Source organism: Paenibacillus hunanensis (genome assembly GCF_034055775.1).
Classification (GTDB): Bacteria; Bacillota; Bacilli; order Paenibacillales; family Paenibacillaceae; genus Saccharibacillus; species Saccharibacillus hunanensis.
In genome coordinates this window covers 2,710,939-2,736,966 of the sequence record NZ_CP139194.1, presented here as the reverse complement: position 1 = coordinate 2,736,966, position 26,028 = coordinate 2,710,939, and the positions used below count along the sequence as shown (strand labels likewise).

Genomic DNA, 26,028 nt, shown 5'->3' with positions numbered 1-26,028 from the left:
GAGTAGATTCGTGCAGGGTCTATACAATCGAGTGGCTGCATACTCCTACCTATACACATGATGCATGTCGAACATAGCTATGATTTCGCTATATCGGCACTTGTGGTCTGACGACGAAGCAGATCGCCACGTCCTTTCAGCAGAAGCCAGCCATAATAGAGCAGCCCGGCGATACAGGCAAGCTGAATATTGTTCAAGCCCCAGTATGGATGCAGGGTAGGCTTGATGAATTCGATCAGCAAGCGGAAGCCCAGATAACCGAACATAAACCATTGAAATAGTCGTCCAGATACATAACCGCCAGCTGGATCGTTCTGCAATGGAGCTTGATCTGGCGATACTTTTGGCTGTTGTGTAGCAGCCTCGTTTACGATAGCTGGTGATGTGGTCACTGTGCTGCTCGCTGATGATTCCGTCACTTTCACAGCAGCAGCTTCCTTTTTCCAGCTTGCTCGACTTTGACGATATAGCGGATATAAGACAATCCCCAGTACGATCAGAAAGGCCATTTCATATAGCTGTGTCGGATGACGCATAATACCGTCACCAAAGTCCACACCCGTAAACAGCGTTGTCGCTGTTCCATACGTATGATCATCCAATCCAGTTAAGAAACAACCGATGCGCCCAATCGCAATGCCGATTAAGAGCGGATAGGCAAAATCGTCTCCGGTTGAGCTTTTCCAGCCCGCCCACTTTTTCGCTAGCTCTACACCGATCAAGCCGCCGAGTAGACCGCCCACAATCGTTTTACCGCCCCATAGCACATGTCCCTGACTGAACGCTGCCCAGGTCGCCGCTGGATCCTCAAACCAAAATAGTACCTTCGAGCCAATCGCCGCCCCTAGAATCGTGCCGGCAAGAATTTGCAGGCTGACCAGCTTGGACATGCCGCTCGGCCTGCGTGTCCAGAGATAAATGCGAAAGCCGATAAAATAAGATAATGCCTCAAACAGTACATGCGGGTGAATCCGCAGTGATCCCACATGAATATAAACCGGAAATTCCACAGCGTTCCTCCTTTCGCCGTTGTATGATAATGAGCTTTCTAGAACAGGCAGCACCAAACCTTAATCCTGTTCTAGCATCAGTACGAGAAGATCATTGCTCCACAGATCGCCAGAAATAATACCGTTGCACCACCAATGACTGCCAGAATGGATACGATGATCTTCCACGCAATCATTCCCCCACTATCCTGCTTCGGTGGCGGCGGGGGCTGGATCGTTTGAAACGTATTGTTGACTCTAGGCGTTACTGCATGCATACCATCCCGGCAACCGAGCGTCGCAGGATCATAGCATTCTTCGCAGAGAGCCTTACCACATTGCCTGCACTGGTACACCGCAGCTCGATCTGGATGATTGACACAATGAAACGTCTCCATCATCTCACCTCCTTATTATCCTTTCTGCCGATGAGCAAACAGAAATTGATTTCATTTACATATTCGCTATATGTAAGGGTTTACCTTCTAATTAATGGGAAATCATACTGTTATCACTCCATTCTCAATGTACGACAAAAAAGCAGCCTATACCGGCTGCTTCTCCTCCCAAATCTTCGATGCTATCTCGCGCTTCACAATCGGTGCCACCTCTTTAGCGAAGCGCTCCAATTGCTCCTGCTGCTCACTCGCGGTCAGACCATCTACACTTAGCCCAAGCACCTCATGCCCAAATAACCGCTGATACCGTAAAATTTTCTCCGCGACCTGCTCCGGACTTCCTACCAGAGCAGGGCCATTAGCGATATAATCGTTCAACCCTGTAAAGGGGCTAGCATTATGCTTCGCTGCATCTGTACCTTGGAAGGAATCATGATACGGTCGATAGCGTCGTACTGCTTCCTCACCTGTATCCGCAATATATAAAGCTCCTGCACCAGCACCAACGACCGCTCGTACTGGATCATGTCCATAATGCTGGAGACGCTGGCGATAATGGTCGATCAGCTGTTTATACTTTTCTGGACGGTGGAACGTATTCGATGAAAAGATCGGCTCGCCATATCGCGCGGCAAGCTCGGTTGAGCGCACACTGGATGCACTACCATGCCAGATAGGAATCGTCGATTGCAATGGACGAGGCTGACTCGTGAATTGCTGTAGGGCAGGACGATAATTGCCTGTCCAATCCACCTTCTCCTCACGCCATAATCGACGTAACAGTTCATAGCGCTCCTGTAATGAATCCCATTGCTCCTCTTCCTTTAAGCCAAATAGCGGATAATGGCGTGGATCATTGCCTTTGCCAATAATTAGCTCCAGTCGTCCACCGGACAGCTGATCCAGTGTCGCATAATCCTCAGCTACGCGTACCGGATCAAGTACGCTAAGTACCGTCACCGTCGTCAGTAAACGAATCCGTGACGTCCGCGCCGCAATAGCGGTAAGCATCACAGCTGGAGATGAGGATAGAAAAGGCTCTCCGTGTCGCTCTCCAATGCCATAGGCATCATAGCCGAGCTGCTCCACCCATTGTGCCTGCTGTAACACACTGGCGATCTTTTGGCTGTCCGTTAATCGTTCGCCTGTGATCGCATGTGGAAGATTAGCCATCAGGCTAAACACGACAAATTTCATAGGCTGCTCCTTTATGCATCATAATCGATCGGATGGGATGAATGGATACAGTACCAGCGGCTTCACGGATGATCGATCAACCGCTATTCCTTCAGAACTGTACAACATTAGAATCGTCGAAACGATAGCGCTGGCTGCTGAACAGCATGCCCATTACCAAATGCCGTTTTGACCAGCTCAGCAGATTGCGACTCCTCCTGAACAGATGCTTGCTTGAGCTGCTCATATCGAGCAAATCGTTCTTCATTCACACGCTTGCGTAGCAGATGCATCACGCCATCGCCTGTCCCTTTATCAAAGGCAAGCAGGCGTTCATAGCCCCATCGCTCATACATCGGTAATAACCACGGATGTTTCTCTGCCGTTGCAAGTGTAACCGCTGGTGCTCCTAGCTCCTTGTCGATTACTTCCTGCTCGACCCAATTGAGCAACTTGCGTCCCCATCCACTTCCCTGTGCCTCCGGATCAACTGCAAACCACATCACAAATGGCAAATCCATCTGCTCTGCTAGTAGCTTCAATCGCTCTGGATTAGCGAGTGTAACGGTCGCCACAATCTCACCATCACGCTCCAGCACATAGCATTTATTAGCTATAATATTATCGCGAATCTGCTCTACATCCGCATGTGCAGCAGGCCACTGTAATTCAAGCTCACGAATCGTTACATAGGCAGCATGGATAATACGCTGTACAACAGGTGCATCCTCCGTTACAGCCAGACGATAAATTTCACTCATCGTTCCCACTCCTTATTCCGACTATTTCAATCAAATTTAATGTATATAATTTATCATTAGAAATTCCTACTGACCAATCGAACTTTTCTATACAAACTAATAGAAACATTCAATCATTACATATACCTAAAAGCACCGCTCTGCCCTAAACGATAGCCTTTCCCTGTCCACCAGCCCTGTACAAGCAACTGATCTCCATTCAAAAGCCACCATTCCTAGCAATAGCGGTGCTTCTTACTAACTCTATAGGGTTCAACCTGTATTATTCGATCAGAAAACCATTCTCTTTATCGTTTTTCAGCTTCTCTGGCGTTACATCATTACCTTCCGCGTCCACTACAGTCAGACGGGAAAAGGTATGAAGCACCTGGCCACGGATTTCACGCAGATATTCCTGGCGCAGTACATGCTGTTCTTCTTTTTCGATATCGGTCAGGCCCTGCTCACGTTGTTTTTTAGCGAGTTCATTAATACGGGTTAAGCTTTTGATCATCATTGTTATTCCTCCTTCGCAGAGAGCCCGAGGCAACTGCTTGGTAAATATCTCGAATTAAATAATTATTAATTTAAGATATTTTTAGTATAGCATACTTTTTGGGAAATGCAACCAGTTGCTGCTTCATCCATTCTGCTACACATAATAGACATCTATCGTAAACGATTCCCAGCAAAAAAACAAAACATTTGACTACTTAATCCTAATATCGTAATATTACGATATTAGGATTAAGAGAGGAGCCTTTGCATTGGAAACTGAAATTTTTGATATGAAGGATATGAAGCAATACGACGAACCTGCTAATCTACTCAAAGCTTTATCTCATCCGGTACGACTCTGTATCGTGCGTGGGCTGATGCGTAAGAAGAAATGCAATGTATCCTTTATGCAGGAATGTCTGGATATGCCGCAATCCACCGTATCTCAGCACCTGCAAAAACTACGCAGCGCAGGCATTGTCGCTACCGAGCGTAATGGTCTTGAGGTCAATTATATTCTGGCTAATGAGCGTATCGCACATATTGTTACTATTTTATTAGGAGAGGAAGATTGTGAACATGAGTAAAAAGGTTGTTATTGTTGGCGGTGTAGCAGGCGGAGCGTCTGCTGCTGCCCGTCTACGTCGTCTGGATGAGCAAGCCGAGATTATTTTGTTTGAAAAAGGGCCGCATATCTCCTTTGCCAACTGTGGTCTACCTTATTATGTAGGTGGCTCGATCGCTGAGCGTGAACGTCTGCTCGTACAGACTCCGCAGGGCATGTCCGATCGCTTCCGTATCGATGTTCGCACCGAAAGTGAAGTCGTATCGATCGATCCGAATGCACGCACGGTCACTGTGAGTAGTCGTGAGCGCGGTGTATACATCGAATCCTATGATGAACTTCTGCTATCACCGGGTGCGCGTCCGATCATTCCTGATGTTCCAGGTCGTGATCATCCCTTACTGTATACAGTCCGTAATGTAAAAGATATCGATCGTGTGAAGGAACAAGTACAGCGCATCGCGGGCGGTTCGGCTATCGTCGTTGGTGGTGGCTTTATCGGTGTAGAGATGGCAGAGAACCTGCGTGAAGCCGGGCTTGGTGTGACACTCGTTGAGGGCAACCCTCAGGTACTCACTCCGTATGACCCCGAGCTAGCGGCTGCACTCGGTCAACAATTAGAGCAGCATGGTGTAAAGCTTGTCCTATCTGAGCGTGTACAGGGCTTCACATCGCCTGCTAACGGCATTGGTGTTCAGCTTGGAAGTGGTGTATTAGAAGCAGATATGGTCATCCTGGCGATTGGCGTGACGCCAGATACAGCTTTCCTGCAAGGAACAGGAATTGCACTCGGTACACGTGGGCATATTGTTGTAAATGAAGCGATGCAGACGAATATCCCTCATATTTATGCGGTTGGTGATGCGATTGAAGTACGCGACCTGATCACCAATACGCCAGCAGCCATTCCATTAGCTGGCCCTGCCAATAAGCAAGGACGAATCGCTGCCGATCAGATCGCAGGCATTCCTTCTACTTATAAAGGAACGCAAGGCACATCGATTATTAAAGTATTCGACCTGACTGCCGCCTCTACAGGCAGCAATGAGCGAACACTCAAGCGCCATAACATCGGCTATCAATCGATTATCGTGCATCCTAGCTCTCATGCGTCTTACTATCCAGGTGCAAGCTCAATGATGCTCAAGCTGCTATTTGCAAATGATGGTCGTATTCTAGGAGCACAGGCTGTTGGCTATGAAGGTGTGGATAAGCGAATTGATGATATTGCGGTAGCCATTCGCTTTGGCGGCACCGTTTCAGATCTGACCGAGCTGGAGCTAAGCTATGCCCCTCCTTATTCCTCTGCTAAGGACCCGGTGAATATTGCTGGCTATGCTGCGGAAAATGTACTGGCTGGACGAGCGTCCGTATTTACGTATGATCAGGTTGCACAATACGATCCAGCCACCCAGCAATTATTAGACGTACGCAGTACGATCGAGCATGAAAATGGACATATTCCAGGCTCGCTCTCCATTCCAGTCGATGAGCTTCGCGATCACTTGCATGAGCTGGATCGCAATAAAGAATATCTGGTATACTGCCAGGTAGGACTGCGTGGTTATACTGCTTCGCGTATTTTGGCACAGCATGGCTATCAGGTGAAAAATCTGAGTGGTGGCTATAAAACGTACAAGCAGGCACAGTTTCAACCAGCCAGCCCTTTCTCAGACTCTGATCCGTCTACACCTTCAGGAAAGTCTATAGCAGGTACTCCCTTGTCTGCTGCTCCAATGACAGGAGCTACAGCTCTGCATACGCTCACCAGCAGTCCTTCATCAGTTGCTGTATTAACTGCTGATGAGGCAAGCAATTCAGTAACGCTAACGAATACAGCGACATCATCCGTGACAACTAGCTCTGCAACCACGATGACAGACAACCAGCCAGCTTCATTACCTACACCTGCCACTACACATGAGCTCAATGTATGTGGCTTGAGCTGCCCGGGTCCACTCATTCAGGTGAAGCAGAAGATGGATGGATTGACCGATGGAGATCAGTTACATGTGGTTGCTTCAGACCCTGGATTCTATGAAGATGTGAAGGCATGGTCGCAAATGTCTGGTCATACTCTCGTTCAGCTTGATCGTGGTAAGGGCGGTACGATCGAGGCGACACTGGCGAAGACGCCCAAGGAGCAAACGGATAGTAGTGCAGCTCAGCTTCCTACCGCAGATCCAGCTAGCACCATGGTTGTGTTTAGCGGCGATCTGGATAAAGCCATTGCATCCTTTATCATCGCTAATGGCGCTGCTGCAAGCGGTCGTAAGGTAACAATGTTCTTCACCTTCTGGGGCTTGAATATTTTGCGTAAATCCGAGCCGATGCCGATCCAAAAAAATATGATCAGCCGCATGTTTGGGATGATGATGCCTCGTGGCAGTCAGCGACTTGGTTTATCGAAAATGAATATGCTGGGCATCGGACCAAAGCTTATTCGTGGCATTATGGGGAATCAAAATATCGCTTCACTGGAGGATCTGATCCGCAGTGCATCCGAGCAAGGCGTAGAGATGGTCGCATGCCAGATGTCGATGGATGTGATGGGGATTCGCCATGAGGAATTGATCGATGGTATCAAAATTGCCGGTGTCGGCTACTATCTTGGTCAAGCCGATCGTGCAGGTCATAATCTGTTTATTTAAATGATTTCACTGGCACGAATGCCATATAACCCAATCATCAATACAACATAAATAAAGCGTGCAGCCTCTCCCCTGTAGAGTTCTGCACGCTTTTATACGGTTGAATCCATAGTGTTCAAGGTGATCGATGATGCTCCTTCGACTGGTCATTTTAATTCAATGAACGATTTCAAATCATAATTCAATAGGCAGGTTAATATGCCTGTACTTAATGAAGAGAAAAGGATTGCTTTCATTTTCCTGTTCATCTGATGATTGCTTTAATTCACAACACGTCGTGCAGTGACATAGCGCTTTTTGTAATACGATTCAGACAGGCTGCTCACTGTTACACCGGAGCTGCTTGCTGCATGAATGAATTTGTTATTCCCGATATAGATGCCGACATGTGAGATGCCGTAGCCCATCGTGTTAAAAAAGACCAGATCGCCGATCGACAGATTGCCTTTGTATACAGCCTTGCCGATATGAGCCTGCTGACGAGCAGTACGCGGTAATGTCTTGTGCATCTTTTTGTACACATAGCGGGTAAAGCCGGAGCAGTCAAAGCCTCGTGTGCTTGTTCCACCCATTACATACGGTGTACCCATTACTTTGGAAGCCTGGGTTTTAATTTCGCTTTTAAATGTTGCTGTGCTGGCTGAGGCGCCGGTTGGTTGTGCCGTGCAGATGACAGCAGCAGCCAGCAGAGACAATATCGTTTTCTTCAAAAAAATACTTCTCCCTTCGGTGCTTGCGGAGTTGATTTCAAGGAGTCCAGGGTACTGACATCAATATGTATTGCCCAATCCCGTATGTGACCACCCGCTGCAAAAATAATGTCATGTCCAGAACGTCAACATTGATCCGTTTCATTTATATGGTCGGTATATGACTTGAGTGAAAATGAAACACTTATTAAAATTTTGTAACCTTTATCACCTTAAAGCATTTTGGGTAGGTTTGTCAAATATCGCCGCAATGGATCCCATATGAAATATAGGTACATTTCCGTATTTGTGCACATAAGACCTATTTTAGACTACCAGTCATTCTACACTTTCGCAACTTTACGTATTTGCGAAGCCTTTTTGAATGCAAAAAATCCTGCTACACCGACAGGCATAACAGGATAAAGCTGGATGATATAATAAAATATGAGATTAAGTTTAAAGGATAGAGTGTGCTAACGAGGCTCACATTTATAGCCGTAAAAGCTTATTTGCGGAAGCGAACCTGCTCTTGAATTGCATAGCGAATAATATGGTTACGATGCTGCTCCTTGATATCGCTATACTTAAGTGCAATCTTGTAACGCTGATCATCCACCTGGTTCATATACACCAGATCAGCCTTGAAAGGCAATGGCAGCTCGTTATCCCCTTTATACAGATAGAGTGTGCCTGTATAGTTGTTATATTCAATCGGCTGACGGCTATAAAAGGACAGTCCACCACCACTAATATCATGCGTGTAGATTTGTAATTTTAGCTCTTCATCCATCTCAGATACGTTGAGATCACAGCGAAGTGACGAGCTGATCCGCAAATAATCACGGTTTTGAATTTTAATAATTTCTTCTACAGCCGGGCTTTTCAAATGAATCTGAAATTGATCGGTGTTCGCCCGTGTAATCTTCGTACGGAACTGGTATTTCATCTTATTATTGCCTATAAAAAAGGCAAACACTTCTTTTTTCATCATTTCACTAAGTGGTAGCTTTTCGTTCGCTGAGGACATATGATCAAGTCGTGTAATATCAGCTAACGTGATCACCTCTTCATCGAAGGCTTCTACGCGACCGACGAACATATTGCCTTCGTCATCTTGCACATCCAGATACTGATTAGCAAAAATATAATTTTGCAGTTTCATTAATGTATTCCCCCTATTTATAACATGCCCGAAAGACCCCATCTTATACGCCCGGACAACTGTATCTATAAAACGCATTAACTGCATTGCCGTCTACAAATGAAGTCCGATTGCGAACACATGCTACTGCTTCGCCTCTGTATCACTTATATAAGGTAGTGAATATTTTAAACCAATAATAACACAAAAGTCCTAATAAGCGAATATATAAATTGTCGAATTTTGGTTAAAAAGAACCAGTTTCAAATTCGATTTTGTTGGACATCTTACATGATATATTTGTAAAATGTTAAAAACAATTCCTCATTCATAGTCTTCTCGTTCTATTTATATGTGTATATTGTTAAAAAAGGATGATTTCCCCATCTATTGGACTAATCGATTCGTCTAAAAAATAGTTCTATCTGGTATTGTTTCGCCGTTAAAGGAAGTATTTGTTTACAATTCTGTTGTTACCTTGTACTGATTTTTCATGGAGCATTTTCATAAAAAAAGCTCCTTCATCGATTAATGATGTAGGAGCTTTTCTTTAAAATAGAAGATATGAATATTGGAAAGTCGAATTGTATGTCAAACCAGTCATTGTCATTGAATATAAACGGGTTGGATGCAGATCAGCTTATTTTATTGTTTTTATTACTCTTATATAGCTGCTGTCTGTTCGTCACGCTCAGGCGGCGCTACAGGCTTACTCATACGCGAGCTGTCAAAACGCAATACACGCATTGCATTCAATACCGCAAGCAGTGTCACACCCACGTCGGAGAATACCGCTTCCCACATCGTCGCAATTCCGAACGCACCGAGCAATAGAAATACAGCCTTCACACCGAGCGCGAAAATTATATTTTGCCATACGATACGCCGTGTACGGCGAGCAATCTCAATCGCTACAGGCAAGCGTGATGGCTCATCATTCATAATGACCACATCGGCTGCTTCAATCGCAGCATCTGAGCCCAGTCCTCCCATCGCTACGCCGATATCCGCGCGTGCTAGCACCGGTGTATCATTGATACCGTCACCTACGAAAATAATCTTCTCACCGCGTGCCCGTAGTGCGTCCAGGCGCTCCAGCTGCATAACCTTATCCTGAGGGAGAAGCTCGGCATGTACTTCATCTACACCAAGCTGTCTGCCTACCGCTTCACCTGTCTGACGGGTATCACCGGTCAGCATAATAACACGGCGGATGCCCTGCTGCTTGAGCTGATGAATGGCAGACGCTGCATCGCTCTTCACCTCATCAGAGATGACGATCGTACCGGCAAACTTGCCATTCACCGCCACATAAACCACTGTTCCCCCAGATGAATCCGGTGCTGCCTCAATGCCTTCACGCTGAAGCAGGCGATAATTCCCTGCTAGCACCTGTTGTCCATCCAGCTTCGCTTCAATCCCATACCCCGCTGCTTCACTATATTCCGTCACACGCGACTCATTCCATGTTCCCTGATACGCGTTGCGAATCGACTCTGCAATTGGGTGACTGGAATGCAGCTCGGTATGTGCAGCGATGTCGAGCAGCTGCTCCTCGGTAAATCCTGTCGCTGGACGAATAGCCGTAACAGCAAACGTTCCTTTGGTTAACGTACCTGTTTTATCAAATACAACGTATTTTACATGATTCAATGCTTCTAGATAGTTACTCCCCTTGATCAAAATACCGTTCTTAGACGCCGCACCAATACCACCGAAAAAGCCTAGCGGAATCGACACAACCAGTGCACATGGACAGGAAATGACAAGGAAGACAAGCGCACGATAAATCCAATCACTAAAGGTCGCTCCATTTAACAGCAGTGGTGGAACGATCGCCAGCAATGTCGCAATAATAACGACTGCTGGTGTGTAGTAACGAGCAAAACGGGTGATGAACTTTTCTGTCTGTGCCTTTTTGCTGCTTGCATTTTGGACAAGCTCCAAAATCTTCGATACGGACGACTCGCTGAAAATACGCTCAACCTCCAGCGTGAGCACACCGTTTTTATTAACAAAGCCAGCCAGCACCTCGCTGCCTTCCTTCGCTTCTCTCGGTACAGACTCCCCCGTCAATGCTGAGGTATCCAGCATCGAGCTGCCTTCAACGACAATCCCGTCCAAAGGCACCTTTTCTCCCGGACGAATAACGATCCAATCACCGATACGAATCTGCTCTGGCGATACCTGACGAATCCCTTCAGCCGTTTGCACATTGGCATAATCGGGACGAATATTCATCAGCTCCGCAATCGAGCGACGTGAACGCTCCACCGCCGCGCCCTGGAACATCTCACCCAGCTGATAAAAGAGCATAACCGCTACACCCTCTGGATACTGTCCGATCGCAAAAGCACCAATCGTCGCCACTGACATTAGGAAATACTCGTCAAACACCTGACCACGCGCAATATTGCGCAGCGCCTGCCATACGATATCACCACCTGCGATAATATATGCGAGTAGAAATACAGATAGCTCTAATACAGGTGGCATCGGCAATAGCAAGCCTGCTACCATGAACACTCCGCCGCCGAGTAAACGGAACAGCAGCTTGCGTTGATGTCCTCCATCATGACTGTGCGTGTGACCCGCATGGTCGTGTTCGTGGGCGTCTTCATGCTGGTGATCTGCATGTTCATAGGGATGCGTTATGTGTGCATTCGATGTTGAAGTATGTCCGCTAGCTGCTGCGGATGATGCGGCAGCTTGACCTGTGAGGGCTGAATCAGAAGTAGCCTGTGTTGATGTGCTGGCTACTTTACCGATTGCCGGTACTGGCTTGATACGGACACGAATATGAGGCTCGATGCGATTCACGGTTCGCATCGCTTCACCAGCAATATGCTCGGCCTCTGTTTCGTTGGCTTCAAGCGTAAGCGTTTTGTTGACGAAATTGACGGAGCACGATGACACGCCTTTAATTTTGCCGACACCGTTTTCTATTTTCATAGCGCAATTGGCACAGTGAAGCCCATCTAGTGTAAGTTCACGCTTGCTTAATGCGGTGGATTGGCTCATGGTGGTTACCTCCTTTAGATTGGATGGTGGATTGAAGTAAACGAATGTAGTAGGTTTATACATTACGTAATTTATAAAATTAATACATGAGTAATTGTTCATATGTTATTACCAGTATAGTCTTGTTGAAGTTGGTTGTCAAAAGAATACGGTGAGGAATTTCTGTAAATTGTGACGGGTGAAGTATGTATGAGAGACGCTCTGCTCTGGCAAGCAATAAAGGAATCATTCAAGTGGAGTGATAGCCAAGTGAATCGGCAGGAATCTATTGGATTTGGAATGAAGCTAGATTCTCGCTTCTGAGAAGTGGATTGCCGTATTTCAAATTCAAAGCCTTTAAAATTTTCAAATTCGTGCTTTATAACGACTTAAAGTATCATTGTGAATCTAAAAAAAGTCCTGTTCTAATGAGAACAGGACTTTTTGAGGTTCAAGCTTGCTTGCTTTTTAGTTTGTTTGTATCAAGTCCAGTAATATAGGTTGCAAACGGCTTATGAAAATATTAGCTGAGCAATATCGTTTCTAAAATAGGTAAACAGTTATTATACTTCATGCGGTATGCAACACAAAATAGTAGCTATCCAAAATCGCATAGTATTATTAAACCCTATTTTATAAGCCAATTATTGGGAATGAACCTCGCCTATGTGCTATTGGAATGTGCTTGCGATTAATCATTACACGATAGACAATAAGCATCAGCTTGTCCGATTTTGATTACTAGTTCCATTATTCGCGTTGTTCATTGTATAGTGTCATTCCTACATGATTCATTACTGTTTTATCACCGTTATTAGTTTATGGTCATTAGTCTTTACTGCCTTCACTATTCGTACTACCTTTACTGCTCTTAACATCCTTACTACCTTTACCACCCTTCCACGAATCCTTTAGCGAAACGACCAGATTATAGACTGGATGGTCTGCTTGACTGTAGCGACTATCTTCGTAAAAATAGCCATGCCGCAGAAATTGGTAGTGGGTGTTGGCTGCTGGTTGGCTCAGGGCTGGCTCGGCAAAGGCTTGAGTGATGATTTGGCGTGAATGAGGATTAATTCGGTTAGCCCAGTTGCTCGTATCGGTTGTTGGATCAGCCGCTTCTTCATCTAGCAGTAAACGGTCATACAGATGTACCTCAACAGCAGCGGCATGTGTCGCTTCTACCCAGTGGATGGTAGATTTTACTTTACGAGCGTTAAAGCCACTACCACTTTTCGTTTCGGGATCGTACGTGCAGTGTAGCTCAATAAGCTCGCCCTTTTCGTTATAGACGGCATGCTCACAGCGGATAAAATAGGCTCCTTTGAGTCTTACCTCCACACCTGGGGAAAGGCGGTGAAAGCCGCGTTCAGGAACATCCATATAGTCCTCTCGTTCAATCCAGATTTCACGTCCAAATGGGAGGCTACGCTCTCCGAGACTTTCGTTTTCAGCATTATTTTCGACGGTTAGCCATTCGATATGATGCTCAGGATAGTTGGTAATGACTACCTTGAGTGGCTTGAGTACGACCATAGCGCTAATCGCGCGTGGTTTAAGATTTTGACGAACAGCATGCTCCAGCATACCGATGTCGACAGTGCTACTTGTACGGATCATACCGATTTCACCAAAAAAGGTGCGAATACTTTCCGGTGTATAGCCTCGGCGACGTAAGCCTTGTAATGTGGGTAGCCGCGGATCATCCCAACCATCGACATGCCCTCCACTAACTAATTCACGTAAATAACGCTTGCTCGTCACCGCTCCTGTAATATTCAGACGACCGAATTCGCGTTGCTTCGGCGGCTCACTCACATCCAGCTCTGTAAGCACCCATTCATAGAGCGGACGATGCTCCTTGAATTCAATCGAGCAGAGCGAATGTGTGATGCCCTCGATCGCATCTTGAATCGGATGGGCAAAATCATACATCGGATAGATGCACCACATCGTGCCTGTACGATAATGTGGAGCATGAATGATGCGGTACAATACGGGATCGCGCAACGTCATGTTCGATGATCCCATGTCGATCTTCGCACGCAGCACCTTTTCGCCTGCTTCGTATTTTCCGTTACGCATGTCTTCGAATAATTGCAGATTATGTTCGACACTACGCTCACGATACGGACTATCCGTCCCTTTTTCCGTTAAAGTGCCTCGATATCGAACCATCTCATCTGGCGACAGATCGCATACATACGCTTTGCCATTCCCAATCAAACGTTGTGCAGCCGCATAATATTGCTCGCCATAATCGGAACCATAATGCAGCGGTGGCTTATAACCGAGCCACTCCATGTCGCGTACAATGGCATCCACATACTCCTGATCTTCCTTGAGCGGATTCGTATCATCCATCCGCAGATGAAAGGTTCCGCCGAATTGCTCAGCAAGCCCGGCATTCGTTGTAATGGCAAAGGCACTGCCAAGATGCAGATATCCGTTCGGCTCGGGTGGGAAGCGAGTCGCCATTTCGCGACTGAATACTCCTTGCTCCAGATCCTCCCGAATGATTCGGCTTATAAAATTTTCATTGGTGTGTATAGTCGTCATAGACGTAACCTCCTGTGATCATCATTGAGCTTTCATTCAGGCGTGTTGTAGCTCGCCCATTTTGTTCAAAGCAACAAAAAAATCCCACCCCCAAGACGAATGTCTTGGGGACGAGATTATGATCGCGGTGCCACCCCAGTTCACGACTACATCACTATAGCCGTCTTTTCAAGTACGCCGTCATATGCCATTGATACAAGCAATTATGCCGGTTATACCCTGGCTCTGTAACAGGAGCTCCTGTCGCACCATCCCCGCTATACGGTTCCGATGCGCTGCTCAGAGGCTTGTTTCAAGCAACGGGTCTTTGCTCCTTTTCAGCTACCGGAGCTCTCTGTTAGAAAGACGCGTGTTGCTCTACTCTTCTCGTCATCGCATTTGATATTGGACTGATTTTAGCATCTTGTCCTGCATTTGACAATATCTTCATTCGCAACGATGCAATTCAGGATTGCAGCTGATAGCTAGCATCATCTTATGCCTGCGAAGTTGCTCCGCACACTGGCTATACCATCAACCGTGTACTGTTACCCGACTATCAGTAGCCATACATACAGACCTAGCAGTGTGAAGAACAGCGTTGGTATCGTCAAAATCAAGCCAATTCGGAAATACGTTCCCCACGAAATGCGAATCCCCTTATTGCCCAGCACATGCAGCCATAGCAGTGTCGCCAGTGAACCGATTGGTGTGATTTTCGGCCCCAGATCGGAACCGATCACGTTCGCATAGATCAACCCCTCCTGAATGATGCCCTGTGCACCAGACGAGTGAATCGAGAGTGCCCCAATCAGCACGGTCGGCAAATTGTTCATTACCGAGGACAGGATCGCTGTCATGAAGCCCATGCCCATCGTGGTCGCAAATAGTCCATGCGCCGAAAATGCCTGAATCCAGTTTGCCAGAATCTCGGTCAGTCCAGCATTACGCAGACCGTACACAACGACATACATCCCAATTGAGAAAAAGACAATCGCCCACGGCGCATTACGAATAACTTCACGCGCCTGTACAACTGTACTGCGATTCGCCATAATCAGGAAGAAAATCGCAATCGCACCCGCCACGACCGACACGGGAATTTTCAAAAATTCACTTACAAAGTATCCGATCAGCAGCAAGCCCAGCACCCACCACGATAATCGAAACAGCTTCGGATCGCGAATCGCCGCTACCGGAGGCTTGAGCTGACTTTCGTCAAAGGTACGTGGAATACTTTTGCGGAAGTATATATACAGCACACCAATACTTGCAGCCAGTGCAAATAGATTCGGCACCAGCATCCGGCTAGCATACTGCATAAACGTCACGCCAAAATAATCCGCCGATACGATATTCACCAGATTACTCACCGTCAGTGGCAATGAGGTCGTATCCGCAATAAAGCCCCCTGCGATAATAAACGGAAACACATACTTTTCTTCCAGCTTTAGCGCTCTCACCATAGCGAGTACGATTGGGGTGAGAATAAGCGCGGCACCATCATTCGCGAATAATGCCGATACGACCGCTCCGAGCACCGAGATGTAGATAAACATCCGCACTCCATTGCCATGTGACAGGCGCGCCATATGAAGGGCAGCCCATTCAAAAAAACCGATCCGATCGAGCACGAGCGAGATAATAATAATCGCAACAAAGGCAAGCGTTGCATTCCAGACGATGTCGGTTACATCGATCACATCCTGCCAGCCGACCACACCGGTCAATAGCGCCACAGCGGCACCGCCACACGCCGACCAGCCGATCGACAATTGACGCGGCTGCCAGATCACCAGCGTTAGCGTCAATACAAAAATCACAATTGCAAGTACAGTTACTACCACGTTGACATCCTCCAGACCATCTGTCACTCTTCCATATATGCTTTTGCTAGTACCGTGTACATCCAGCTTAGTCATCCAGCAAGCATAGAGTATGACATGTTGCTTCAAATCCTCATGTTCAAAACCTGCTATTATTTTCTATTTTACCAGCTTGAAATTACCCGATCATCCAAACGATCATGCAGGCAAGTTCAAGTATATCGCATAATGCTTGAAATGCGTCTATCCGTTTAAAGGAGACGGCACACTTCATACACTATGCTATTATTTACATCCTAAATGCACTGCCTTGAATCAGCAATGTTAAAATTATTATGATTTCCCAGTATTATAGTAGGCACAGTCGTACAGACCAAGCTTATGACTGTGCCTGCGGAAATATATAGTACAAACGATAGAGCAAAAAGTTAACCGGTTGCCATATACGTTAAAAAGTAGGATTATTCGCAGATGAGGACGGTTCACTCTGACCGCAACTGACAAACTTGTCAAAGTTACTTAGTAACTCCTCGCGCCCAGGCAGATGACGAAGTACAGCTTGAATATGTGGCTTATCCTCAATATTGAGCGAGTAATAGACCCACTGACCACGACGCTCTTCCTTTACGATCCGATGGGATTTGAGCTTGCGCATATGCTGACTGATGCCCGGCTGCGAAATATCAAAAATTTCTACAAACTCACACACACACCATTCTCGTTCCTGTAACAGCGCAAGCATCATCAGGCGATTTTTATCTCCGAGTAGCTTCATTTGCTCGGCTACTTCCTCTATATGATGCATTGCCGATACGGCGACTTCCATTTTCATTGTGCTTCCTCCCAGTTACTCTGATGCTACAGAGCAGGATCAATCATCAACCATTTACTACTGCTGATCCAGGTCGATACTCCAGTCATTTGTAAGAATATCGTACAGCAGCCGCAGGCTAATATGATCTGATTGTACATAATTGGCGGCGTATCGTCACAGTTTAATATAAGAATATACTTATAATTCGATAAAAGATAGCAATGTCCTAATTTTCTGTTATTTTGCCCGATATCATTATCAGTGCTACAAGATGAATAACAAGAATTAGGACGGGATGGGCTGAAGGCTTTTTTATTTTTAGAACAGGCGAGCTTCGCTTATCCAGTAAGCCTTGCTCGTGAACATTTGAAATGCTGAACGTCTTCCCTATTCTTTTATTTTAAATTAAACTTTAAAAAAATCCGCTATTCGTAATCACAACGATTTTTGGTATAATTACATTACGACGTTATACGAGGAAGGTGATTTTCGTGAAGCAGGAAGCCTTGATTGAAGAATGTGGCCACTGCCTGAATGCTAATGAAGCTTCACAGCAGGAACTTGCTCGTATCAAGCAGGAGCTGGTCAGCGACAATACGGCTTTGTCGATGGCAGAAATGTTCAAAGCACTGGGTGATCCGACACGGGTGCGCTTGATCTACGCGCTACTCCAACAGGAGCTATGTGTGCACGATATATGCGAAGTGCTGGATATGACACAATCCGCTGTTTCCCATCAGCTACGATATTTACGCAATATGCGTATCGTGAAGCCACGTAAGGTAGGCAAAACGGTATTTTATTCGCTGGATGATTATCATGTAGAAGAGATTTTCAAGCAAACGTATCAGCATTTGAATCATAATTAAGCAGCTTATGTTATAGGGATAGCCGCTAAAAAGTATAGTTATGCACAACAAAGCTCCAAAGCACGGTTCATCCATGCTTTGGAGCTTTTCTTGTGGTCGATGACCACTCATCTAATGCTCATTGGTGGTGCAGGCGATCTCTGGTGTTTCAAGCTGAATCGTGACATGTCCAATGCCGTATTGTCCTTGTAGCAGTGTACGTGCTGCCTGTAAAATAGCGGTTCCTTGCGACATATCGCTAATGCGCAGATGGCAGCTCAGCAGCGGAAGCTCCGAGGTGAGCGACCATACATGCAGATCGTGCACACCGAGCACATGCTCGATGCCTTGCAGATCGGCTGTCATCTGTGTGGTGTCGACGTCGACTGGCGTACCCTCCATCAAAATATGCACTGAATCTCGTGTCACCCGGTACGCGCTAATCAATACGAGTACCGCAACGATCACACTGGCGATCGGGTCAGCCAAGTTCCAGCCGAATGCCATAATGAGTAGCGCTGCTGCGATGGCCCCTACCGAGCCAAGCATATCGCCCATGACGTGTAATAACGCACTGCGCATATTGAGATTGCTAGACGCTCCCTCACCCTTCATCAATACATAAGCCGCCGCGATGTTCACAAGCAGTCCGATGATCGCAATGATCAGCATCCCTGTACTGGCTACACCTGGTGGCTGACTAAACCGCTGAAAAGCTTCCCAGAAAATGTACAGTGAGATCACAACAAGAGCAATCCCGTTAATAAAGGCAGCCAGCACTTCAAAGCGCTTGTAGCCGTACGTTTTGCTATTACTCGCCTTCCGCTGTCCCCAGATCATCGCCAGCAAGCTAAGCCCCAGCGCCGCCGCATCGCTCAGCATATGTCCGGCATCAGAAAGCAAAGCAAGACTGTTCGTAACAAAGCCACCGATCACCTCCACAATCATGAAGCCAGCGATCAGGAAAAAGGCAAGGGTGAGCGACTTTTTGTTGCTCGTGTGGGCATGGGAATGACTGTGACCGCCATGACCGTGGCTATGGCTATGCTTATGTGCACCTTTGCCCGAGTGTGTGTGATTGTGGTCATGGTCGTGATCGTGTGGGTGATTATGGTTGTGGTTGTTCGTGGTATGGGATGACAAGTGGATCAACTCCTTTATAGGTGTTTTTTATTTTTAACATATGAGCAATTATTCATGTGTTTAGTATAAAAGATAGGTTAGAGGGCTGCAACTATGAATTATGTAGAGATATAAATAGAGTTAATTGTTAATTTTAATAAAATGGTTATTTTTAGCAGCACGGCTATTCACTTCTGTATGGTAAGTAGCACAGACTTTTAAGCCATGAGCCAGTACCATAATGAAGTAATACTAAAATGGTCTCAATGATTCCTTTATAGAATTGGTAATAACTTCAATTAGAACATCAGGTAATCTTATATATCCAGGGAATTTATCGGTTTGTTCGTCTCTAATATCACTATAGGAAATATCAAAAAGAATTTTACCTACCGTATCAACTTCTACTTCTATTTGCCAAGTCATAGGAGAAACTTCGATTTGTTTAAAATTATAATCTATAAATACAGAAGATTGTGCAATCAGTTCAGACAACAAGGTGTCTATTACACCTTCGATAAGTGCTTTTCGATCCCTATATATTTTAGCATAGGTTGTAACATCCAATATCCAATCCATTACGGTCTCCTTTAAGTGATTTTTGAATAAAATTGTCCCATGATGAATTAATAGATATTTACCATATATATATGCTGTTGAAAGTATATCTATACTTGCTATTCTACTTTTTTTCTTGTTATGGCGTAAATAGCAATGGATATCTGGCCTACACTATTGTGTAAAAGAAGGATTAAAAAGAAAAACTTGAAGACAAGTAAAATACTAATCCTCAAATCTATCTACTATTATAAAATTACAGTTTACAAATTTAAAGCTGAAGCAGTATATCAATATATCTAGTATGGTTATTTTTTTATATATTGTGTACATAATATGTATTTTATTGTAATAATTAGCATTAGATAGATTATATATGTTATTATTGGGTTGTACATGTACATATTAGTTAATTACTTAGGAGGCATTTATGAGAACGTTATCTTTAAGAGCTTTTAAAAAAGTGGCTTTGTTTACATCTGCTGCTGTGTTAGCTTTCTCTTTTGGCATTCCTTCTATGTCAGCTGCTTCAACAGAATCTGAGCAAAATATAGTGGCAAAAGCATATCCAACATTATCTTCTAGTAATGTTGGTACAAGCTATACACAATTAGGTGGACAGTATGCCATTTTCACAGCGCTTAACGGTCCTGTTTCTTTTTCAGTAGATCAAAATGCTGCTAGTGGTACTCAAACTTTTACGATGACTTATCAAATTAGAGAGACAAAGAGTGGTAGAATTGTAGCCACACAATCTTTAAGCGGTAAAAGAGGAGGCAGTTCTCCAACAGGCAGCTTATATTTTGGTTCTATTGGAGAAGGAACCTATGCTGTTTATGCTAAGGTTGTAGGAACTTCAAAGGCAAGTGCTACTGTTCAAGTTTATGCAAACTAATAGTTAAAATAAAAAAGCGCTTTGATAGTCTTACTGTCAAGCGCTTTTTTGATGTATAAATATCTAAGCTACAAAATACATAATCTAAGCCCATACAAGAACTAATGTTTTTGTAAGAGGGGTCAACATGCAGATCGACTATACTAAGCTTTCTGATTACAAGATACTATGTGTGAATCTCAAATCTTTTACGCTCCGGTTGAAGCCGTCGAGCGAGGGCTTGACCGCCTCCATGATTGCTATTGTAGATGCTTTGACCTGCGTGATGGTGCTGTATTGGCTGTTTGCCTGCATTAAAACAATGCTATTAAAGCCAATAATTGGCGTCCCCACATGCATATTGCAAAAGCACCTTTCCGTTTACCAACCTTTATTTCGATCCCAAGCCAATACTACATCTAATCCAAACCCCTCACCGCCGCGAAGCGATATACACCACATCATCTTCCAGACGATCAGGCTGCTTCACACCAATCATCTGTACATGATCAAATATAGTTTCTAAACGAGTCTGAAACGCTTCCGAATGAGCTGCACTCCAAAATGAAATTACACCGCCGGGCTTTAATCGGTCATGCAGTAGCTCCAGACCATTTTGCTCGTACAAGCCATTATTAGAAGTGAATACCGTCCAATCCGGGCCATTATCGATATCGAGACAGATCACATCGAAGCGCTCGGTTGTCTGTGGCAGCCAATCCAGCAAGTCAGCATGAATCACCGATGCTTTCCGGTCAGCAAGGGCGTTGCCAGAAAAGGGCGCAAGCTCGCGCTGGTTCCATGCGATAATTCGTTCTTCGATCTCAATTACCGTCACCGCTCCAACGAATGGATGACGGACTGCCGCACCAAGCGAGTAACCGACACCCAGCCCACCAATCAGTACATGACAGCCTTCTTTTGCACATGCATCGACTGCACTGTCCACTAGCAGACGCTCAGACTCGCCATTGTATGTAGCCATAAGGAATGTACCATTGCTAATAATCTCATAATCGTTATTTCGACGCTGCAACTTCAATTCCCCACGCGCCGTAGTACAGCGCTCGATCGTTTCCGGTTGATTTAGATGCAACATATTCCCACCTCATCTTATTTTGAAATGTGTATATATTGGATGTATTGTAGCACAAATGTCAGCTGCTTCTCCAACTACTAGCAGCTCCCACACAAACGTTTCAAAAAGGGCGACCATATTTCATTTTTAAAAGTATACTCATACTCATACTCATACTCATACTCATACTCATACTCATACTCATACTCATACTCATACTCATACTCATACTCATACTCATACTCATACTCATACTCATACTCATACTGCATGATTTTCTGCGATTGATTCCTATATAGCAACAGCAGTATGTGTCTTATTCATGCGGCACATACTGCTGATTGATCATAATATAATATCGCATCGAAATAGAACCATTGATCATCATGAGCATGAATCATATCGTACATGCTATAACTACAATTAATAATCGTTCAGAAGACGTTATGCTTACTTAGCTTCCAGCCGATTCATATCCAGAGCTGGAATATCACTTATCCATGACTTCCATTACTATTACCACTACTCTCAAGTCCCCTCAAGCATGCACCGCATAGCGCTCTTCCTGCTCCACCCCGTCTGCCATCATCGGATGATCCATACGATACAACTGCCGATACCGCTCGGATGTCGCGTACAGCTGCTGATGTGATCCATGCATAATGATCTCACCCTCATCGATAAACACAATCTCATCCATCTGTTCTGCGCGTACCAATCGATGCATTACCCAGATCATCGTTTTGTCGCCCAGACTACCTAATATCGTATCCAGCAGCTCACGCTCTGTAGTCGGATCAAGTCCCACCGTAGGTTCATCCAGAATAACGATAGGTGTCTGCTGTAGCAACACACGAGCAAGTGCAATCCGTTGGCGTTCTCCACCGGAGAAGCGGCGTCCTGCTTCCTGCATCGGTGTGTTGTATCCAAGAGGCAGAGCTGCGATGAGCTCAGATAGTTTGGCAGCCTGCATCGCCTGCTGAACTTCCTCGGTTGTAGCTTCTGGACGACTGAGACGCACATTGTTAAGTAGCGTTGTATCGAACAGATACGGCTTCTGATTCAGTACCGCGATGAATCGGTGAATGTCCTGTGCCCACTGAGAAGCAGGCTTACCATGAAGCAATACCTGTCCGCTTGCTGGCTCGTAGGCGCCTTGAATGAGCTTGAGTAATGTAGATTTACCAGCACCACTTGGCCCGATAATCGCAATCTTTTTCCCTTGCTCAATCGTTAGATTCAGATTACGCAGGGCAGGCTCATGTTGACCCGGATACGTGTATTGTACCTGTTGCATTTGAATGGATGATGGAGATCGCGCTGATATTGAAGCTATAGATTGGACTTGCTGGATCGACTCTATAGCAGATGGAGACGTAACGCTATTGCTCCGCATTGCTGGCATGGCTGATCCTTCATTCCACTCATCATTCAACTTGTCTAATCGTGCTACTGATTCACCGTATGACGGAATACGCTGAATCGCATCGGTCATCGGTAAAAAGGCTTCGGTAAGCGGCAGCATCACGAGTACGCAGGCAGCCAGCAATGTTGCCTCCATGCTGCGACTTGCCACCTGTCCGGTTGCCCAGACTGCCGTTTGTGCAACGATGAGGCCAACGACCGTTTGTAGTACGAGGGCAGTATACCGTTTATGTCGACTCAGCTTACGCTCATAATGAGCTGCATCACGTTCTTGTTCGGCGTAGCGCTCGGCAAATTCATGCTGTCGGCCGCTAATGAGTAGATCACCCAGCCCCATCACACTATCTGTAAGCTGGCTGTATAGCTTCGCTTGCTTCTGCTTGAGCTGCTGTTGCCATTTACGACTGATGTATAAGGAGCCAAAAGGAACAACGGCTACCAGTACCAATACATAGAGCGCGATCATACCTGCAAAGACGGGATCAAACCAGCCTAACAAACCAATCAGCACACCATAAACGATCAATGCCGCTATGGCTGGGAAAATGGTGCGTACATACACATTTTGCAGTGATTCCAGATCGTCGGACATAACGCCGAGCAAGTCTCCTGTACGATATTGACCGCGTAATCGCAGCGCATGCGGCTCCAACTGATCATACAGGCGTACACGCATAGCAGATAGCACACGTAATACCGCACTGTGAGCGAGCAGACGCTCCACATAACGCAGTACGGAACGAGCAATACCGAATGTGCGCACGCCTACGATCGGTACATATAGCATCAGTATATTTTCTGGACGTAATGAAGCTTTTGAGATCAGATATCCCGACGTGAACGTAAGCATGGATGCACATAGTAATGTAAGTGCTGCGAGCGCGATAATGCCAGCGAAGCGCAGGCTATTTTGTTTGATATACGGAATAATCCAGCCGCTACGACTCATGCGCTCCCCTCCCATTGTTCATTCATCCAGCTACAATACAAGCCACCCTGCTGCAATAATCCTGCATGCGTGCCTTGCTCTACGATCCGTCCTTGATCCATCACGATAATCCAATCCATATCGGTCATCCAGTGCAGTCGATGCGTAGCGAGTAAGACGAGCTTATTCGCAAATAAAGGCAACATCGTCTGCTTCAGCTCATACTCGGTTTCGATATCCAGATGTGCAGTTGGCTCATCCAGTAAAAGTACATGTCGTTGCCCAAGCAAGGCTCGTGCGAGAGCAACGCGTTGCTCCTGTCCACCACTCAGCATGCGTCCACCTTCACCGACCTGCTCGTTCAGACCCTGTGGTAACGATTGAAGCAGCTTACCCAGACCTGCACGCTGCATGGCTTCAAGCACTTCTATGTCTGTCGCCTGCGGTTCATATAGCGCAATATTATCGCGTAATGTACCGCTGAATAGATACGGATGCTGCGGAATATAGGCTGCTCCTGTACGCCAGCTTGTATAATGCAGCGCTCCTCCATATCCCTGTGTATGATGCCAGCTAGCTGTACCTTCATGGGGGACAAGAAAGCCTGCCAGCAGATCGATCAGTGTTGACTTGCCTGCTCCACTTGCACCGATAATGCCAATTTTGCCATAGCCCTGCCAGGTGAAGGATACATTTGATAATGCGGTGTATTGATCCTTTAAAACAGGTAAAGTACCGGATTGGATTGTATTAGCTGATTGATGGGTAGCTTGTACAGCTTGCTCTGGAAGATGCTGTTCATGAAGAGGCGCTTTATTTGCTGAAATAGAAGGCTCTGATCGATGTGTAGCCCGTGTTAAGCTCATATCTGAGTCCTGTCCATAGTGGATCGATACACCTTGAATGATTAGTGTGCTTGCCTCATTCCATAGGGTAGCGTCTGATGACGCATCCCTTATGATAGTAGTCGATTCACTGCATGTGGCAGGATGCTCAAGCGACTGCCCCGGTATCGGTTGCTGCATAATACGCTGAATTTCCTCGCCTGCCTCCTTACCATCCATCGTTGCATGATAATCAGCACCTAATGAACGAATCGGCACGAAAAATTCAGGTGCCAGAATCAGAATCGTCAATGCTGGCTCCAGCAGCATTTCACCATGTACAAGTCTCAAACCGAGACTTACAGCTACAAATGCAACCGAGAGCATCGTGAAGAAATCGAGTGCAAATGAAGACAGAAAGGCTACACGCATCGAACCGATCGTTGCTTTGCGATATTGTTCGCTTGTACGCCCGATTGTCGCTGCATGCGCGCGACTGCGACCGAGAAAGCGAAGTGTCTCCAGCCCGCGTAACGAATCAACAAAATGATTCGATAATACGCGATAGGTTGCCCATTGCCGATCCATTTGCTTTTGTGCTGCCAGTCCAAGCAGGATCATAAACGCAATAAGAATTGGAAATACCAGTCCTAAAATGATTGCCGACAGCCAGTCTAACCGAAGCACATACAATCCGATTAAAAGCGGCGTTAGCCCATTGGACAGCATCCGTGGAAGGATCAGCTCCAAATACGTGCGATATTTACCAATGCCTTCACGTACGAGTGTGACCAGATTGCCTGTCCCCTGTCCCATCGCATATCGTGGGCCAAGCGCAAATAGCTTATCAATTAGCGCCCTCCGTAGCTGCTGTCCCGTTCGCTCGGCAAAATCATAAGCGAGCTTTTGCAGCAGCATGGACAAGAGCTGACGAGCAATCAGCGCACATCCAAAACCACCGATATGACCGAGCTGGCTTTGAATCGTATCACCGGAAAACAATCCACTTACCGCCTGCGCCAGCCACACCGATTGCATCACAATCACAATCGTCTGTACGATCGTCAGCGCAGCGGTTATGACCATCACCGGTCTGATGCCCGCTAGCTTCCATAAATCCTTGCCCATACCGCTCCAGCTCCCTTTATATTTTTACTTTATCTGTTTGATCTTCACTTGATATAGCACTTTATTTCTTGTGATATATCTTCATTCATGTGGTACGTCGTTATAGCTACATTGCGTATAGACAAGTCATTGGTTAGGGTTCCATCCATTGATCTACTGGCATGAAAATTGCCCATTTTCCAATCCTTCAACGGTTATCGATACGTTACAATTTG

Annotated in this window: 20 protein-coding genes and 1 other annotated feature; of the genes, 4 read left to right on the top strand and 16 right to left on the bottom strand. The window is 45.8% G+C overall.

The window, feature by feature from the left end:
* Positions 1 to 77: 77 nt before the first annotated feature.
* The 5 genes from SK066_RS11125 to SK066_RS11105 all read right to left on the bottom strand — a co-directional run bounded on the left by SK066_RS11125 (position 78) and on the right by SK066_RS11105 (position 3,817).
* A complete protein-coding gene (locus SK066_RS11125) occupies positions 78 to 1,010 on the bottom strand; it encodes a prolipoprotein diacylglyceryl transferase (protein ID WP_320544703.1) in 933 nt (310 codons plus the stop codon).
* Positions 1,011 to 1,087: 77 nt separating this feature from the next.
* Complete coding sequence (locus SK066_RS11120; RefSeq protein ID WP_320544702.1) at positions 1,088 to 1,390, bottom strand: B-box zinc finger protein; 303 nt, start codon at positions 1,388 to 1,390, stop codon at positions 1,088 to 1,090.
* A 144-nt stretch (positions 1,391 to 1,534) separates the two neighbouring features.
* Positions 1,535 to 2,584 (bottom strand): LLM class flavin-dependent oxidoreductase, encoded by a 1,050-nt coding sequence (locus SK066_RS11115; protein WP_320544701.1) that lies wholly within the window; start codon positions 2,582 to 2,584, stop codon positions 1,535 to 1,537.
* 107 nt (positions 2,585 to 2,691) lie between these two features.
* Positions 2,692 to 3,324, bottom strand: a complete 633-nt coding sequence (locus SK066_RS11110) for a GNAT family N-acetyltransferase (protein ID WP_320544700.1) — start codon at positions 3,322 to 3,324, stop codon at positions 2,692 to 2,694.
* Between the two features lie 262 nt (positions 3,325 to 3,586).
* Positions 3,587 to 3,817 (bottom strand): DUF896 domain-containing protein, encoded by a 231-nt coding sequence (locus SK066_RS11105; protein ID WP_188777650.1) that lies wholly within the window; start codon positions 3,815 to 3,817, stop codon positions 3,587 to 3,589.
* 274 nt (positions 3,818 to 4,091) lie between these two features.
* Here SK066_RS11105 and SK066_RS11100 point away from each other — a divergent pair, with 274 nt between their 5' ends.
* Positions 4,092 to 4,388, top strand: a complete 297-nt coding sequence (locus SK066_RS11100) for an ArsR/SmtB family transcription factor (RefSeq protein ID WP_320544857.1) — start codon at positions 4,092 to 4,094, stop codon at positions 4,386 to 4,388.
* Positions 4,381 to 7,017 (top strand): FAD-dependent oxidoreductase, encoded by a 2,637-nt coding sequence (locus SK066_RS11095; protein WP_320544699.1) that lies wholly within the window; start codon positions 4,381 to 4,383, stop codon positions 7,015 to 7,017. The genes SK066_RS11100 and SK066_RS11095 overlap by 8 nt, the downstream gene beginning before the upstream one ends.
* A gap of 260 nt (positions 7,018 to 7,277) precedes the next feature.
* Here the strand turns inward: SK066_RS11095 and SK066_RS11090 are convergent, their stop codons facing one another.
* From SK066_RS11090 to SK066_RS11065, 6 genes are all read right to left on the bottom strand, one after another.
* On the bottom strand, positions 7,278 to 7,727 hold the full coding sequence (locus tag SK066_RS11090) for a C40 family peptidase (RefSeq protein ID WP_320544698.1): 450 nt from the start codon (positions 7,725 to 7,727) through the stop codon (positions 7,278 to 7,280).
* 487 nt (positions 7,728 to 8,214) lie between these two features.
* Positions 8,215 to 8,871: a flagellar brake protein gene (locus SK066_RS11085; RefSeq protein WP_320544697.1), complete on the bottom strand. Its 657-nt coding sequence runs from the start codon at positions 8,869 to 8,871 to the stop codon at positions 8,215 to 8,217.
* A 642-nt stretch (positions 8,872 to 9,513) separates the two neighbouring features.
* Entirely contained in the window at positions 9,514 to 11,871 is a 2,358-nt protein-coding gene (locus SK066_RS11080; RefSeq protein WP_320544696.1) for a heavy metal translocating P-type ATPase, read from the bottom strand.
* Between the two features lie 807 nt (positions 11,872 to 12,678).
* Positions 12,679 to 14,409, bottom strand: coding sequence for a glutamine--tRNA ligase/YqeY domain fusion protein (locus tag SK066_RS11075; protein WP_320544695.1), 1,731 nt, complete (start codon positions 14,407 to 14,409; stop codon positions 12,679 to 12,681).
* 103 nt (positions 14,410 to 14,512) lie between these two features.
* Positions 14,513 to 14,791 (bottom strand) — a binding site (T-box leader).
* Positions 14,792 to 14,936: 145 nt separating this feature from the next.
* Positions 14,937 to 16,235: an arsenic transporter gene (locus SK066_RS11070; protein WP_320544694.1), complete on the bottom strand. Its 1,299-nt coding sequence runs from the start codon at positions 16,233 to 16,235 to the stop codon at positions 14,937 to 14,939.
* Between the two features lie 427 nt (positions 16,236 to 16,662).
* A complete protein-coding gene (locus SK066_RS11065) occupies positions 16,663 to 17,019 on the bottom strand; it encodes an ArsR/SmtB family transcription factor (protein WP_320544856.1) in 357 nt (118 codons plus the stop codon).
* A 518-nt stretch (positions 17,020 to 17,537) separates the two neighbouring features.
* Between SK066_RS11065 and SK066_RS11060 the strand changes: the two genes are divergently transcribed.
* Positions 17,538 to 17,897, top strand: coding sequence for an ArsR/SmtB family transcription factor (locus SK066_RS11060; protein WP_373289170.1), 360 nt, complete (start codon positions 17,538 to 17,540; stop codon positions 17,895 to 17,897).
* Between the two features lie 111 nt (positions 17,898 to 18,008).
* Here SK066_RS11060 and SK066_RS11055 read toward each other — a convergent pair whose 3' ends face one another.
* Together SK066_RS11055 and SK066_RS11050 are read right to left on the bottom strand one after the other, a co-directional pair.
* Positions 18,009 to 19,025 (bottom strand): cation diffusion facilitator family transporter, encoded by a 1,017-nt coding sequence (locus tag SK066_RS11055; RefSeq protein ID WP_320544855.1) that lies wholly within the window; start codon positions 19,023 to 19,025, stop codon positions 18,009 to 18,011.
* Positions 19,026 to 19,250: 225 nt separating this feature from the next.
* Positions 19,251 to 19,577, bottom strand: coding sequence for a hypothetical protein (locus SK066_RS11050; protein WP_320544693.1), 327 nt, complete (start codon positions 19,575 to 19,577; stop codon positions 19,251 to 19,253).
* 409 nt (positions 19,578 to 19,986) lie between these two features.
* Between SK066_RS11050 and SK066_RS11045 the strand changes: the two genes are divergently transcribed.
* Positions 19,987 to 20,451, top strand: a complete 465-nt coding sequence (locus SK066_RS11045; RefSeq protein ID WP_320544692.1) for a hypothetical protein — start codon at positions 19,987 to 19,989, stop codon at positions 20,449 to 20,451.
* Positions 20,452 to 20,863: 412 nt separating this feature from the next.
* On the opposite strand, the gene SK066_RS11040 is transcribed toward SK066_RS11045, so the two are convergent.
* From SK066_RS11040 to cydD, 3 genes are all read right to left on the bottom strand, one after another.
* A complete protein-coding gene (locus tag SK066_RS11040; protein WP_320544691.1) occupies positions 20,864 to 21,529 on the bottom strand; it encodes a spermidine synthase in 666 nt (221 codons plus the stop codon).
* Between the two features lie 517 nt (positions 21,530 to 22,046).
* Positions 22,047 to 23,882 (bottom strand): thiol reductant ABC exporter subunit CydC, encoded by a 1,836-nt coding sequence (cydC, locus tag SK066_RS11035; RefSeq protein WP_320544690.1) that lies wholly within the window; start codon positions 23,880 to 23,882, stop codon positions 22,047 to 22,049.
* Positions 23,879 to 25,813 carry a thiol reductant ABC exporter subunit CydD gene (gene cydD, locus SK066_RS11030; RefSeq protein WP_320544689.1) on the bottom strand — a complete coding sequence of 645 codons (1,935 nt, stop codon included), beginning with the start codon at positions 25,811 to 25,813 and terminating at the stop codon, positions 23,879 to 23,881. The genes cydC and cydD overlap by 4 nt, the downstream gene beginning before the upstream one ends.
* Positions 25,814 to 26,028 lie beyond the last annotated feature (215 nt).